At 47.9% G+C, this 15,319-nt stretch carries 11 protein-coding genes; 2 read left to right on the top strand and 9 right to left on the bottom strand.

Annotation, left to right across the window (positions count from 1 at the left end):
- Window positions 1-67: 67 nt before the first annotated feature.
- The 9 genes from DEV76_RS16470 to DEV76_RS16430 all read right to left on the bottom strand — a co-directional run bounded on the left by DEV76_RS16470 (window position 68) and on the right by DEV76_RS16430 (window position 13,675).
- Window positions 68-1,387, bottom strand: a complete 1,320-nt coding sequence (locus tag DEV76_RS16470; protein ID WP_109699001.1) for a MutS-related protein — start codon at window positions 1,385-1,387, stop codon at window positions 68-70.
- Window positions 1,384-2,697, bottom strand: a complete 1,314-nt coding sequence (locus DEV76_RS16465) for a MutS-related protein (protein ID WP_109699000.1) — start codon at window positions 2,695-2,697, stop codon at window positions 1,384-1,386. Before DEV76_RS16465 ends, DEV76_RS16470 begins: the two co-directional genes overlap by 4 nt.
- A 33-nt stretch (window positions 2,698-2,730) precedes the next feature.
- Window positions 2,731-5,055: an ABC transporter permease subunit gene (locus DEV76_RS16460; RefSeq protein WP_109698999.1), complete on the bottom strand. Its 2,325-nt coding sequence runs from the start codon at window positions 5,053-5,055 to the stop codon at window positions 2,731-2,733.
- Between the two features lie 2 nt (window positions 5,056-5,057).
- A complete protein-coding gene (locus tag DEV76_RS16455; protein WP_109698998.1) occupies window positions 5,058-5,984 on the bottom strand; it encodes an ABC transporter ATP-binding protein in 927 nt (308 codons plus the stop codon).
- A gap of 29 nt (window positions 5,985-6,013) precedes the next feature.
- Window positions 6,014-6,781, bottom strand: a complete 768-nt coding sequence (locus tag DEV76_RS16450) for a hypothetical protein (protein ID WP_109698997.1) — start codon at window positions 6,779-6,781, stop codon at window positions 6,014-6,016.
- Between the two features lie 27 nt (window positions 6,782-6,808).
- Window positions 6,809-8,269, bottom strand: coding sequence for a RagB/SusD family nutrient uptake outer membrane protein (locus DEV76_RS16445; protein WP_109698996.1), 1,461 nt, complete (start codon window positions 8,267-8,269; stop codon window positions 6,809-6,811).
- 10 nt (window positions 8,270-8,279) lie between these two features.
- The gene (locus DEV76_RS16440; protein ID WP_157962933.1) at window positions 8,280-11,576 is read right to left on the bottom strand and encodes a SusC/RagA family TonB-linked outer membrane protein; all 3,297 of its coding nucleotides are present in this window, start codon (window positions 11,574-11,576) and stop codon (window positions 8,280-8,282) included.
- Between the two features lie 227 nt (window positions 11,577-11,803).
- Window positions 11,804-13,021 carry a FecR family protein gene (locus DEV76_RS16435; protein WP_109698994.1) on the bottom strand — a complete coding sequence of 406 codons (1,218 nt, stop codon included), beginning with the start codon at window positions 13,019-13,021 and terminating at the stop codon, window positions 11,804-11,806.
- 66 nt (window positions 13,022-13,087) lie between these two features.
- Complete coding sequence (locus DEV76_RS16430; protein ID WP_109698993.1) at window positions 13,088-13,675, bottom strand: RNA polymerase sigma factor; 588 nt, start codon at window positions 13,673-13,675, stop codon at window positions 13,088-13,090.
- A gap of 78 nt (window positions 13,676-13,753) precedes the next feature.
- Here DEV76_RS16430 and DEV76_RS16425 point away from each other — a divergent pair, with 78 nt between their 5' ends.
- Window positions 13,754-14,422: a Crp/Fnr family transcriptional regulator gene (locus DEV76_RS16425; RefSeq protein ID WP_198652094.1), complete on the top strand. Its 669-nt coding sequence runs from the start codon at window positions 13,754-13,756 to the stop codon at window positions 14,420-14,422.
- Between the two features lie 61 nt (window positions 14,423-14,483).
- Window positions 14,484-15,266 (top strand): sterol desaturase family protein, encoded by a 783-nt coding sequence (locus DEV76_RS16420; RefSeq protein ID WP_109698991.1) that lies wholly within the window; start codon window positions 14,484-14,486, stop codon window positions 15,264-15,266.
- Window positions 15,267-15,319 lie beyond the last annotated feature (53 nt).

Here is a 15,319-nt window from a genome sequence, read left to right as displayed (position 1 = left end):
TATTGGTAATTTTAAGAAACTTTCCATCGCGGCAGATGACCGCGACAGTATCAGGTGAGCGATATGGTTACATAGTATTGATAAGCTGGATAATCCCTTCGTTTTCGATGATCATCATCCCCTGCCGGTCTTCCGTAATGCCCTCCTGTAATGTGTAAGTGTACCTGGGTACATTCCCTTCCAGTATAGTGGGCATGAAACGGAACTGTACATTCGGCAGGTCTTTCAGTGCTTCCCCTACTTCGATAATGTGGGTAGACACGATGAACAGGCAATTGTTGTATTCGGAGAAACCGCGGGTAACAGCCAGGGTACCATCAAAGGCATCTTTTACGTTGGTACCTTTAAACAGCTCATCAAACATCAGCAGCAGGTGCTCGCCGGTGGCGGCAGCCAGAGCGGCATCCTTTACCCTTACTACCTCGGCATAGAAATGACTGTACCCCATAGCAATGTTATCGGCTACGTTGATACTGGAAAACAGGCCTTCACGTACGGAAAACACCATATCATCAGCCGCCACAGGAAAACCGATATGCGCCATGTACATGCCGATGCCGATGGATTTCATCCAGGTAGATTTACCGGCCATATTGGCACCGGTGAGGAAAATCACATTGCTGCCTTCTTTCATCAGGATATCGTTCCCCACTGCTTTGGTGATACAGGGATGCTTCAGGTTGGTGGCGTGGAACATGTTCTGCTCCTTCTCCATTGCCCGGGCATAGCAGAACTTCCGCTCACGTGCAACCTGGCTAACCGCGATGTATACATCCGTTTCTGCGATGAAATGCAATACATCTCTCATCTCATTGTTAAACTTGTTACGGAGCAGGAAGTCGTATTCGGCAACCGTTTGGGTAGACATTGCCTTGTAGATATCGCTGTCCAGCACCTTCCGGATATCCTTGTGATTCATGATCGTGAGCAGTGTATCTACACGCTGCTTTAAAGGGCTATCTTCTCCCTTCAGGCGCTCCAGCAGACCATAGCACTTCTTCAGGGTTACTATGGTTGCCTGCAACTGCAGCAGGGTGTTTTTATACCGACCATCCTTCATCACACCCGCCAGCAACTTCATGAGGTACGTATCTGCCGTGGTTGCCAGCTGCGACTTACCGCCTGTACTGTCGACATACTCCCGCATCAGCGCCACCTGATCCGCTTCGAATGGAAAGGCAATACTCTCTTTCCCGAAAAACTCAAACACCGCCACCCGCCGGTTGATGGCAGCAGCATCTATAAGCGGATGGGAAAACATCTCGTCCATCAGCTTCTCCCCGATACGGGTCCTGACTCTATTGAAAATGTAATACACCGATCCCTGCCGGAATTTCCCCATGAGGTTTAACTCTCCAACAGACTGGCGATCTATTTTAAAACTCATAATTGCTTATTTAACCGTTTACCGCCTTTGTTTCCCTGCCTCAGAATATCCAGAATCCCTTCGTTATTGATAATGATCATACCATGTTTGTCATTCGTTACCCCTTCCTGTAGAGTGTAGGTATACTCCGGGATAGCGCCCTTCATGATGGTGGGCAGGTAATAGAAGGCTGCGCTTTCCTTTTTACCCAGTTCGTCTGCAGCTTCTATGATATGGGAGGAGATGATGAACTTACTGTCTTTCCGGTTGGTAAAAGCATTGCATACGGCCAGGGTTCCTTCCAGCGCATCTTTTACGTTTGTGCCGCGGAATAATTCGTCGAACAAAACGAAGAGCGATTTCCCTTCGCTGAGCTCCTGCCCCATTTTCTTAACCCGCAATACTTCTGCATAAAAATGGCTGGCGCCGATACCGAGGTTATCCGGCAGGTTGATGGTGGTATATACGCCATCCAGTACTGAAAACTCCATGGCGGAAGCGGCAATGGGGAAGCCCATGTGTGCTATATAAACTGCGGTGCTGAAAGAACGGAGGAAAGTGGATTTCCCGGCCATATTGGCACCTGTAAGGAAAACCAGGTTGCGGGACGGATCCATATGCAGAGTATTGGCCACGGCATTTTTAAGCAGCGGGTGGTAAACACCCGCTACTTTTAAAATACCGGTACCTTTCGGGTGTACAGTGGGAAACACCATGCTATGCTTCCCCGTAACCTGCGCCACGGAAATGTACACATCAATATGATAGATGAATTGCAGCAGCTGCAATACCTTCTGCTTTTCCTTTGTACGGATCAGCACATCAAAGGCAGTCACTGCGGCGAAAGATATACGTGCATTGGGTTTCTCATTAAACACCGGCGCAAAAGCAGGATCATTCAACAGTACCACTGCCGCCAGGCGCTCTTCTTCCAGCTCAGGCACCCTGTCCAGCTCCTTCGACTCTAAATATTGCCGCAGAGCATGAAACAGCCCTACCACGGCCACGATACCGTTCTGTGCTTCCTTCTCGCTGAGCGTCACTTTCGAACCGCCATCGAGGTTATCATCAAACGATATATACTTCTCTACGAGATCCAGCATAATGCCATCGAACGGGAAGGCGGATTTCATTTTCGCGAAGGCGGAAATGATGTTGATCCGTTTGATGATCGCTTCCCTGTCGCTCAGCGGCCTTTTGAACATGGCTTCCATGATGAGCTGTCCGCCACGGGTGAACGAGTGGTTATATATATCGTATATGCCCTGTGTGTCTCCTTTGGAAAACAAGCGCAAATCCTCCATCGTCTGTATATCTGTCTGCAAATACATAATGTACGTTTTAATAAAAACTAAAAGCTGCCGTTACTTGCGTTTTCTACGGATCAGGATCACAATACCTGCAATGAGCATCAGTACAGGCAGGCCATACTGGAGCAGGGTTTTCAGCATTTGAGCCGGCACCTTGGTGATGGTGAGCCAGATATCTGCGGGTGCTTTTAAATTGTGATATACAGGGTAACGGTTATCCACGGTGTAGCTGTAGAAAGCGTTTCCATAATCCTTACCATTGGCTTTGGCGGCCGACATCATATCCGCATCGCTGGAAACGATGATCTTCTGCACCCTGTCCCCCTTCTTCCTGGTCAACTGCAGACCAACCGGATAGGGTCCTTCTTTGCGGTAATCGCCTTCTGCTGTGTTAAACACCGGCGCCGCCGAGTCTAATACCAGCACACCCCGTTCCACCCATGTATTTACATTGTTCGCCAGCGTGGTAATTTGCTCTGCTTTGAAGCCGGTGGTATCAGAATAACTCAGTACACTAGCCCCGGCAATGGCCGTATAGGTGGCCTTTTTAAGTCCGGTTTTAAAGGCATATAACTGCGGCTCATCAGCCATTTCCGCTCCTTTTTTCGAGATCAGCCCGGCAAATTTATGCGGCATATCGTGCGGGTTCACCTGTACAATGGTACCTTCTTCCGCATTAACGCCTACATGGTTCAGTATGGGATTCATAATGAACTGTTTACCCGGCTCGGTATAGAACATTGCATTCCCTCCCCTGTCGATATACTGCTTAACGCTGTCGATAACAGCTTTATCCAGTAGTGTTTTAGGATCGGATATCACCAGTACTTCATTAGGATCGGTGCCGCTTAAATCCGGTCTGGATATCGTATCGAAATCCACGCCCATATTGATCAAAGCATCTCTCGTTGATTTGTTCACGGCATGGTTACCATACTCCCGCTCACCATATTTAAATGGCGAACGCTCCAGGTCTCCTGTGAGGAACTTAAATACAGGTGTGGTATCGTTCATTAACCGCAGTAAACTACCGGATACATTCCGCTCGCTGGGCCACATTTCCGGATCCTGGTATGTTCTCAGGAATGTTTGCTTCCCCTTATACTCCACCTGCATCAGTAAGCCTTTCGCTTCTGCTTCCAGATCGATCAGGCTTCTGATTTCTGCAGGCTTCTTGTAGATATTGAGGTCGGTTTTATACATTTCGGCGTACTTCTCCGCGATTTCTTCCAGCGTTTTGCCCGGATAAGTCTGATAAATCGAGCTGTCCCCGGCATTCACATCATAGTAATACACATACTCAAACTCCATATTGGTATAAAAACGGCGGTATCTGGCCCAGAAGTTCCACAGGTATTTGTTACGGGCGGTAGGCACACCATTTCCCAGGTTATAACCAAACAGGTTGGTATATAAGGTCACCTTCAGCGGCGATCCGTCCAGCTTAGCGATGGTTTCCTGCGTATTGGGGTGCAGGGTATTGATCTTAGACCTCGTTACATCGTAATAGCCAATAAACCCGTGGATCGAAGTAACTACCAGCACAAAAATGGTGATTCCCAATGCCAGCATATAACGCCCGGCAGATACGCGCCATGATTTAGATTCGGTAACGGATTTGGTTTTGATGACTGTGCAGCTGATGAAAAAGGTAGTTATAATGAGGAAGTAAATGATATCCCTCGTTGACAGTAACCCGCCTAACAGGCTTTCCACCCTGCCGGAGCTGGAGAGGAAGTAAGTAACATCCCGCAGGTAATCCGTTCCCTGGAAAGTAAGGCCCAGCGAAGAGAAAAGAGTCAGTGCCACAAAGGTACCGATCCCGGCAACGATGGGGTAAGCTGTAAGGCTGGAGATGAACATCCCTACCGCCACATACATGGCTGCCAGCAAAAAGAAGCCCAGCAGCATGGTTGCGATATGGAGGTATTCCACATGCTGAATGGAAAAGGTCAGTACTACCACCACTGCTGTAAAGAGCATGATCATCAGGCAAACAAAACTATATACCCCGAGGAATTTGCCCAGTACGATCTGGCGGGTACTAACAGGCGAAGAATGCAGCAGTTTGATGGTTCCGGCGGAATACTCGCGGTTGATCACTCCCATCGTTAAAAGCGGGATGAACAGAAAGAAGATCATCAGCACCGTATCAATACCCTTGCCTATTACCATACGCGTGAGTGGTAAATTGAGGAACCCCTCAAAAGCCGAACCCTGTAATTCCAGCATAGCGTCCTGCTGAACGGCTGTATCTGCCAGGTTTCCCATAATGATACCCGCGCTCGACATCAGGAACAAAATCAGAATGAACCAGGCTATCGGCGAAAAGAAAAAATACCTTAACTCTGCCCGTGCTATATTAAATATTACTCTCATTACTATAAGGTTGAAGAAGATGATAATTGTTTGAATACGTCGTCCATACCGGAAGATTCTGTGTTAATGGACGTGAGGCGCCAGTTCTTTTCTGCGCTCTTCCTGACGATCCTTTCGGCCAGGTCTTCGTTGGGCTGGAACCAGATCCTGCATTTATGATCGGGTAACATCTCCACTTTCTGTACATCTTCTATGGCCATCAACTCCTCCGCCTCTGGCATATTCAGCATCCTTGCTACCATGGTGTTAGGCTGAAGGATGTTATTAAATGCATCGAGCGTATCAGAAAACACTACCTGACCGGATTCGATCATGATGATCTCTTTGGCCAGCAGGTTAATTTCTGACAGTACGTGCGACGATAACAATACCGCGCGGTCTTTCGCGATTTCCTTGATCAGCTTACGTGCTTCAATGATCTGGTTGGGATCCAGGCCATTGGTAGGCTCATCGAGGATCACCACCTTCGGCTTATTGATGATGGATTGTGCGATACCTACCCGCTGGCGGTAGCCGCCGGAGAGGTTTTTAATTAACCGCGACCGCATTTGGGTTATAGACGTTTTCTCCAATACTTCATCCACCGCACCCTTTATCAGGCGGCGGTCCATCAGCCTGAGCTGCGCGGAATATTCGAGATACTCCTGCACGGTAAAGTCGAGGTACAGGGGAGCCTGTTGCGGTAAAAAGCCGATCTGTTTCTTGTAAGCAATGGGATCCTCTTTCATGTTCAGCCCATTGATGGAAACATTCCCTTCAGTTTGCAGCAGGGTACCGCAAATGATGTTCATGGTGGTAGACTTACCGGCACCATTTGAGCCCAATAATCCGACAACCCCGGTATCATTTATCTCGAAATTTATGTCGCGTATTGCCCACGAACTGGCATACTTATGCGATAGGTTTTCCACCTTTAATATTGGATGCATACTTATATACTTATGATTGAAGACTAGGTTTAATAATGGCCCACAGTGGTTGCGTTGGCAGCAAAATTGCCGGGTCCTGTCCAGGTACCTTTCACCAGCATGGTCCTTGCTTTGAAGAGCCAGGCCACATTGGGTACAACCGTACCGGGATAAAGATTGGTTTCTGTTAATGTGGTGAGTGTTTCACCGGTAGCATGGTCTTTTATTTCGAAGCGGAAGTTCTGTACAGACCTGGTTACCGGAACCTTTATGAAGCCGGATATCTGTTCATATGCCAGATTGGAAACCATCGTTCCCGGAACCGGCTCCAGCTGAATCACGTCTATAGACCTGTTGTCGAAGAAGTTGGCAATGCGAAGATGTGCCACACTATCGTTCAGGCTGCGGGCTGGCAACTGCTCTTTAATGGTTTTTTGCAGTGGCTTCGCCGGACTACCATAAATAAAATGTGTATAGATGCCCCCGGGCTCAAGGTCCAGCCTGTTTTTTACAAATGGGCTGCTGGTGTGCAGGGTATCATTGTTCCGGTAGACCGTAATGGGCTGGCTCGTTTTACCGGTTACAAAATCGTAGTAGTCACCATTCTTGATAAATGATAGCAAAGCGTATATTTTAGGCTGTGTTTCCCCGTAATAAACAGTCAGGAAAGAGGAATTGTCGTTGACTGCATTAACGATCGTTAATGAAGAAGGGAAAATCTCCGGGGGCATCTGTTTTTTACAGGAAGTAAAGAACCCAATCACACATCCTGCCAGTACGCCGGCCTTAAACACGTTTTTATATATTGCTTGAAACATCGTTCCTGGTTTTAGTAGTTACCGTAATTAGTTGTACCCGATATTCTGAGAAAGCTGGTTACCCCAGAGGATTTCTTCCGGAGGAACGGGGAACAGCAACTGGTGGTTGCTCCAGGGCTGTTTGTAAGTAACTGTTGAAAGCACATCGGTTGCTTTACCCGTCCTTTTCAGATCCAGCCAGCGGTGCCCCCATTCTGCGAACAGCTCCGTTTGCCGCTCATGCGCAATGGCATCCGTTGCCTGCTGATCGGTGAGCGTATAAGGGAGTTTATCCAGTCCGGCGCGCCTTCTGATTTCGTTCAGGTCGTCTATTACCGCATTTTTATTAGCTGCTCCCCTGAGCATATTCGCCTCTGCCCTGATCAGGTACATTTCCGCCAGCCGCATCACTACATAGTATTGCGGCCGGAATCCGCCCACTTCCATGTTGAGTGCATTGATTTTATATTTAGCGGGAGAAACGCCGGCAGGAAGCGTGGGCGTACTCACCATCTGGTAGGTCCATACCGTTTTCCGGTTATCGCCGGCTTCAAAGGCATTGAGGAGTAAGGGAGAGAGGTATTTCCGTGTTAATGCGTGCCCTTCCGGGGTAGCATTGCCTCTCATGGCGGAAATATTGATCTGCTTCAACTGGAATATTACTTCCTTACTGTCATAGCTGAATACCCTGTTCAGTTCTTCCAGCTTAAACAGCTGTGTTTGCGCGATGATCTCATTGGCGTGCCGGTACGCCGCTTCATAGTTCCTGGTGAAGAGATATACCCTTGCCAGCATGGCTTTTACGTACCACTTATTGATACGGACACGTTCTGTATTGTTACCATCGTAGTTCTCAGACAGGTAGCCGGAGGCTTCTTCCAGATCGCTGATAATTTGCCTGTATACATCGGCAGGATTGGCGGAAGGGAGGTTCTTGGTTTCGTTGAAGTCGATAGACAATGCCAGGGGTATCCTCTCAAACAGGTTCACGAGGTAGAAGTATCCCATAGCTCTTACAGCCAGGGCTTCGCCCAGTACCCGTTTCCTGTAGGCAGCCGTGAACTCCTTTGAAGTGGAGCCTTTCACGCCTGCTATCAGTGCATTGGCGTTGAAAATGCTCTTATAGGCCGTTTTCCAGATTTTAGAGGTGTAACCCACGTTCTGGAGGGTAAGATTATTAGCAGCTTCTACATAAAATTCGTATTGTCCGCTAAAGGATGGGTGATACATCTCGTCTGCAGTATGTGCAGCTACAATGGTAATAGCCCCGGCGCTAAATACATGCGTACCAACCGGTAAAGACCCTGCAGCTTCAAATTCACCTCCGCTGATCATATAAGAATACATACCATTCAGCGCAATCGCCGCCTGATCGTCGGTCTGGAAAACCTGGTTGGTGGTGATGGAATTCACCGGATCCTTGATATCGAGCAATTTATTGCAGCCCGTAGCCAGTAAACCCAGCAAAATAGTTCCTGATACGGTTATATTGAAAGCATACTTTTTCATGCGATTGTTTTTAGAAACTGAATCTCAGGTTAGCGGCCACTCTTCTGATTTGCGGAACTGTTCCCAGTTCCACATCCGTCAATCTGTATTGTGTGATTTTGAAAATCTTGGACGAATTCACAGAGAACGTACCCTGTTTCACCTTAATCCGTTCCATCCATTTGGCAGGCAGTATGTAAGAGATACTGAGGTTATCCAGACTGGTAAAAGAGCCTTTGGTATAGTAGGCATCGGAGCCGAAGAATCCGCCGTTGTTAATAGTGGAATATTTGGAGTAAATAGCTTTATCGCCCGGCTGCCTCCAGTGCCTGCTGTCGATATCCTCATACAGGATCATATTGGTCATACCTCCATATCCCATATTACTCAGCTGATCAATCACCAGACCGTTTTCGAAGCTGAATTGCGCATCCAGCGACAATACCCTTTTGAAATCCACCCTGAATCCAAACCCGCCGAAATACTTCGGGTTTATATCTATTATCCGGTAATGATCTTCCATATCCAGATCAGGAAAGTTAGAGGAGGGTGCGCTTATCGGATTTTTCCCGTCTCCGTTATAATCTTCATATGCCGGCGTTCCCTTCAGTGGGTTGATGCCGATATAATGTGAAAAGGATTTTGCGGTAACGGAATATCCGATCCTGTACATATTCTTGTAGGGAGAAGTTTCCAGTCCTTCGAAAGCCACCAGCGTATTCTTATTCCTGCTTACATGCCCGCGTACGGATATGCCCCATGTATTTGTGTTCAGTACCGTACCATCCAGCATCAGTTCCACACCTTTGTTTTCTATAACTGCCGGCCAGTTCCCCACTACGGAAGGGAATCCTGTAAAGGCAGGGGTGGTGATATCCGTCAGCTGTTTACCATCTTTATTCAGGTAAAAGTTGCCTTCGATGTTGAGCCTGCTGTTGAAAAGCCCTACCCTTGCCCCCACTTCAAATTTGCTGGCGCTGGACCAGCTGAATTTCTGGTTAACCGGCTGAATGAGCGTGTAGATCGTCTGATCATCGTAGTCCGGTAATTTTTCAAAAGAATTCGTCGGGATATTTGACCAGCGGGAGAGATATTGATAATCCCCGACGTTGGCATTTCCCATTACGCCGTAAGTAGATCTGATTTTAGCGAAAGAGAACCATTCCATACCGGCATCCCTAAACCAGTCTTCATTCGAAAGTACCCAGGATACGCCAGCGGAGCCGAAGTTTCCGAAGCGGGTGCCGTCACCAAATCGCGATGATCCGTCTCTCCTGCCATTCAGGTTCACGATATATTTGTTCTTCCAGTCGAAAGACACAGATGCCAGTAAAGACGCTACTTTCACTTCCACAAAATTGTTCATAGCCTGAATGATCTGAGCGTTTGAATAACTTTTGATGAGGTTATCGTTAGCGTACATCATCCCTATCGTTGTAACGGCATCCTGATCGCTGTAGCTGTAGTCACCCGCCAGTGAGACAGACACACGGGCATCACCCAGCATTTTCACGTAATTGATCTTTGGCTGTATCAGCAGGCTCTTGCCTGATCCGGTACCATAAAATGCCATGCTCATGGGGAAGAACATGGGGTCTTTCCCGGCTTTGGGTATATAATTACCGTTCTTATTAGAGAAGAATTCACCACTGACGCGAACCCCGGCAGTCAGATCTTTGAGCACTTCATAGGTAAACCCTACGTTGGTCTGATTCCTCAGTGTCTGGCTCTCCTGCCAGTTCTTAATATCCCTGAAAGGATAAAAGGAGCCACTGGGGTTTCTGTAGGGAGCAAAATTAAACTGCCCAGCTTCGTCATATATCCATGGCGCATTGGGTGGCAGGGAGAACATGTCCATCAAAGCCGCGGATTCATTATTTGCATAGGAGCTGTTGGATGCAAGGTCTACCACCAGCTTACCATTGGGGCTGCGGTGGTTGAACGACAGGCCCACTGTTAAACGTTTATTACCTCTGCCCTGGTTATACATTTCTGTGGTGGAAGTGTAGCCCACACTCACTCGGTAAGTATTTTGTAACAGCCCGCCTTCCACGCTCAGCTGCACATCATCCGACTGCTCATTTTTGTAGAATACCTTCTGCCAGTCTGTAAAGGATTTCTGATCCCAGGTGGTGAGATCCGGGGCATTATCACTTGTTGGGAAGGCTGCATCATTGAGAAAAGCCTCCCTTCTTGTGTTCAGGTACTGCTCGGTGTTCATCAGGTCCATAAAGCGCTGTACGCCGGAGAACACTTTGGAGTAGCTGAAATTGAAGCGTGTGGGACCGGGCTTACCTTTCTTGGTGGTAATGAGGATAACCCCGTTTGCACCTCTGGAGCCATACAGTGCGGTGGCATCTGCGTCTTTCAGTACATCAATACTTTCAATATCCAGCGGGTTGATCATAAACAGCGGGCTTTCTCCAATAGAGTAACCGCCGTTTACAGGAGATGATGCACCAAAGGGGTTAACGGACAACGTTGCAATGGGCAGCCCGTCAATCACATACAGCGGATCGGTAAACATGTTTTGGTTCAGTACGTTCCTGCCGCGTAACTCCACCTTTCTGGCACCGGCAGTGTTGGCAGACTGGCTGATGCGGAGGCCGGGGATGCGGCCGGCAATGGCATCCAGCACATTCACCACAGGCTGCTTTTCTATATCACTGGCTTTTACCGTGGCGATGTTGGCCGTACCGGTTCTTTTATTGGTAGTCCCCAAAACGGTGACCTGTACTTCATCCAGTTTGTTCTCCGAGAGCACCATCGTTGCGGTATACGCTCTGGTAGCCCATACCTGCTCTGTTACTTCAAACCGCTGATCAACATACCCGATGAAGCTGACGCGTATCTTATCGCCCATGCTCACGGGCACCTGAGCAGATCCGTTTCCTGCCGTCAGGTAATGCTTCTGGGTGGTGAGATTGGTAACTGTGGCGCTGGCCAGTGGTGTATAATCCGTAGAGTATACATACACACTGATATTTTCCCCAACCGGTGGTGCAACGGGTGCGGGAGTTTCCATGAACTGCATTTCCTTCTTTGAAACGAGGATGTTCTTGTCAATAATCCTGTAAGACAGTGACTGATTTTCGAACACCTTGTTGAGGAAAGCCTCGAGACTAATGCCTTTGGCCTGAATCGTGACGGGTTTGGCAACCGTCAGCGAGGCAGCTTTGTACATGAATACATAGTCGGTTTGCGACTCTACCGCTGCAAAAACCTTTTCGAGTGAAACGTTTTTGCCGTTAAAGCTGATGTTCTGTGAAAGGCCTCTTGCTGAAACCTGCAGCAGGGCGATGGTGAGTAAGAAGAATGTTAGCTTCATAACTAACAGAGATTTGGTTGAGCTACGTATACACCCATAGGGGAGCCGCATGCAATAAAGAATATTTTGCATAAATTCGCAGTATAGCCGCCCCTTTCACGAGGGGCGAATGTTTAAGTGAACAAAAAAGCAGTCTTTACCTGATTGTGTTTTTTACTTTACCTGAACATCCACCGGAAGTGTCGCAAGCACTTCCGGCTTTGTTTACGTTAATTCTATTTTGGTTGTTATTTAATATATAGTGTATTCCCCTTCAGTTCGAAATCAACATCCATCGTTTCCAGTACTTTCAGTACGTCAGACAGATTCGTGTTGCGGTGCATTTTCCCCTTAAATATTACATTCTCCGGTTTTCCGATATATTGTACGTTTATATTATACCATCTTTCCAGCTGGCGCATAACACTGAACAGGTCTACCCCGTCGAAGTTGAACAGGCCGTTTTTCCATGCGGTAATCTTACCGGGATCGATGGTTTCCGTTACGGTGAGAGAGGGTTCAGTTTGAGCGTCCGGCTTGCTTAAAACGGCCGTTTGGCCGGGCACCAGTATTTTATGCCTGATTTTATGATCACCCGTATTTGCAGAAACCGGCGTTACTTTCACGGCACCGGTCAGCAGTGTTGTTTGTATGGTTTGTTCGTTGTTATAGGCATTAACATTGAATGAGGTGCCCAGTACTTCGAGCTTCATGCGGTCGGTTTCCACCACAAAAGGCTGCCAGCTCCGGTTGGTGACGTCGAAATATACCTCTCCCGTAATCTTCACTCTCCGCTCCTCTCCTTTAAATGCCACAGGATATTCGATGGAGGATGCTGCGTTCAGCCACACCTCCGTTCCATCCGGCAGGGTAACATGGTATTGCCGTCCGTTAGGCGTGGTGATGGTATTCTTAGCAGCTTCGCCGGTTGATGAGGTTTCATCATATACCAGTTCATTATCATTCAGGGTGATCTCTGTACCGTTCTGGGTGGCCACTTTTCCGTTTACCATACTGTCCAGTACCAGCTGGCTGCCATCGGCCAGTGTAAGGATGGCGCCGTTTTTACCGGGTGGGATATCCTGTGAGGAGGTTTTTCCTGCCATGCGGCCGGTTTGTTGCCCGTGATCAGTGAGGAAGAAGTAAGCCGTAATGCCCAGTGCCAGTACAAGTATGGCGGCGGCCCATTTCCAGGTACGCAGGAACCGCATGCGGTATACGTTATCCTTAACAGGCTTACCAGCCAGAAAGCGTTCCAGCGCGCCTGATTCATCGAACTGAGCCATGGCAGCAACGTTCTGCTGCTGTACATCGGGATCGTTTAACTCCATCCAAAGCTGATGGTGCTCTTCACTGGCAGTAATCCAGGCATCCAGTTGAGCCTGCTCGTCGTCAGTAAGTGCACCCTGCCGCGAACGGGTAATAAGCGAAGCGATGTGGAATGGATCGTTCGGAAAAGGCGTCATGTCTAATGTCTGTTTCTATTATTACAACGCAGGTATCCGATCGTACTAAAGGAATTGAAAATAAATTTACTGGTGGTGGGAAAACAACGAGAATAAAGCGAATACCACAGGCGACAGGCGCATTCTTAGCAGCTTCATGCCCCTGGTTTTCTGGTTTTTAACCGTTTGAAGGGAGATATTAAGGATTTCAGCGATCTGCTCGTTTTTGAGGCCTTCTATATAACTCATGCGCACGATCTTGCCGCATTGCTCTGGCAGGTTATCTATCTCCAGGTAAATGCCGCGGAACACTTCCATACGGATGATCTCCAGATCCTCCGCGGCGGTTAAAACCTCCTGCTCGTTGAGGAACCGGGCCTGGCGCTCCTGGCTGTGCTGTACCCCTTTCATGAAGTTCAGCGCGGCATTACGGGTGGCTTTATATAGAAAATCTTTCAGATGACGGAGGTTCTCGAAGGGAGATTGTTTCTGCCACAGCTTCTCAAAAACGTCCTGCACAATATCTTCCGCATGGCCGGGTTCTCCTACGATCCTTGACGCATACAGGCATAATGCGCTGTAATACTCCTTAAATATGAAGGAATAGTACAATGTATCTCCCGAAGTCAATCCCCGTAAAAGCTGCTGCTCGTTATAAGAAGATAATTGCGACAAGTGCTGAGTCCCCGTTTTTTTGGTTGAACGTAAAAATAGTTAAAATATTAAGCTATAAAAATCCGATTGAAAGGTGGCATGCAGAACGAATTATCCTATTTTCACCCATGCGGACCATCCACCTCCGCCGAATACATTATAAGAATTATACTGATGCTCGACTCGGAAAAAATAGAATTTTACCTGAATCTTTTTAAAGGGATTGATAGTGCAGACCTACTGAAAGTGATTCAGGGAACGAAGCAAAGGGTACTCGCGCCTGGGGAAATTTATATCCGGGAAGGTGAAAACAGCCAGCGGCTGGCATACATTAAAGAAGGCCTTATACGGTGCTATCACGTGAATGATAAAGGTGATGAGATTACGGTGCTGTTACGGTGGGAAGAGCAGATCATTGCGTCTTACGACAGCATTCTGCTGCATAAGCCCTCCCGTTTTACCTATCATGCACTGGAACCCACAACGGTCCTTGAGGTTAACTACGACGAGATGGAGCGCCTACTGGAGAACAAGCCGGTTTTCGAGAAAGCCCGGTATCATTTTGTGCTGGATATGCTGGCACAATCCCTCGAGCGGATAGAATCCTTCGTACTGCAAACCCCTGAAGAGCGGTACCTCCAACTGATACAGGACAAGCCCGATCTGCTGCAGCGGATATCCGACAAGCATGTGGCTACCCTGCTGGGCATTACCCCCGTTTCATTAAGCCGGATACGGAAAAGAATTATTTCGCGGCAGCAGCATTAATTATCTTTTGTTAACAGGCTGCCGGTGCCGGGGTTTTACTTTTGTTCTAAATATCCTATTCATGGAACAACTGGTTAAAACACTTGCGGCAATATTCAGCATTACACTGATCCGGTATTTTGTGCTGGCGGGTATCCCCTTCCTGCTCTTCTACATCCTCCTGCGCTCTTCCACAACCAAATATAAAATTCAAAACAGGACCGCCACTAAAAAGGACTTCTTCCGGGAGATCATGCATTCCGGTTCCTCCAGCCTCGTTTTCGCTATTATCTCAGTGATCGTCCTGTTTACACCACTGAAGTCATACACTTTACTCTACACTGACTTTAATGCTTTCCCACTGTGGTGGGTACCGGTAAGCCTGGTGCTGAGCCTGGTAATTCACGATACCTACTTTTACTGGATGCACCGGACGCTGCATCATAAGAAGTTATTCCGCTTCACGCATAAGGTCCACCACCAGTCGGTAAACCCTTCTCCCTGGACCTCCTACTCCTTTCATATTCTGGAAGCAATCGCTGAAGGAGGCATCCTGGTGGTACTGGCCTTTACCCTCCCCATGCATGCAGACGTGCTGATCATGTTTACCGTTGTGAGCTTAATCATCAACGTATATGGGCATCTTGGGTATGAAATCATGCCGAAAGGATTGCGTAACTCCTTCATCTTCGAGATCATCAATACCTCTGTATACCATAATCTGCATCACAGCAAATTCAAAGGTAATTACAGCCTGTACTTCCGCTGGTGGGATAAGCTGATGAAAACGGAGAACCCGGATTATGTGAAAGTGTACGACCGGATACAGGAGCAGCGTTTTGGCAGTAAAACTGCCGTTGCATAATAGATAAGTGTTACATTCAACTACAAAGCCGCGTAGACCGAAAGGGTCTGCGC

The organism is Chitinophaga deserti, assembly GCF_003149455.1.
GTDB lineage: Bacteria > Bacteroidota > Bacteroidia > Chitinophagales > Chitinophagaceae > Chitinophaga > Chitinophaga deserti.
Note: the sequence above shows the minus strand (reverse complement) of the source record. Positions and strands in the feature narration are given on the sequence as shown.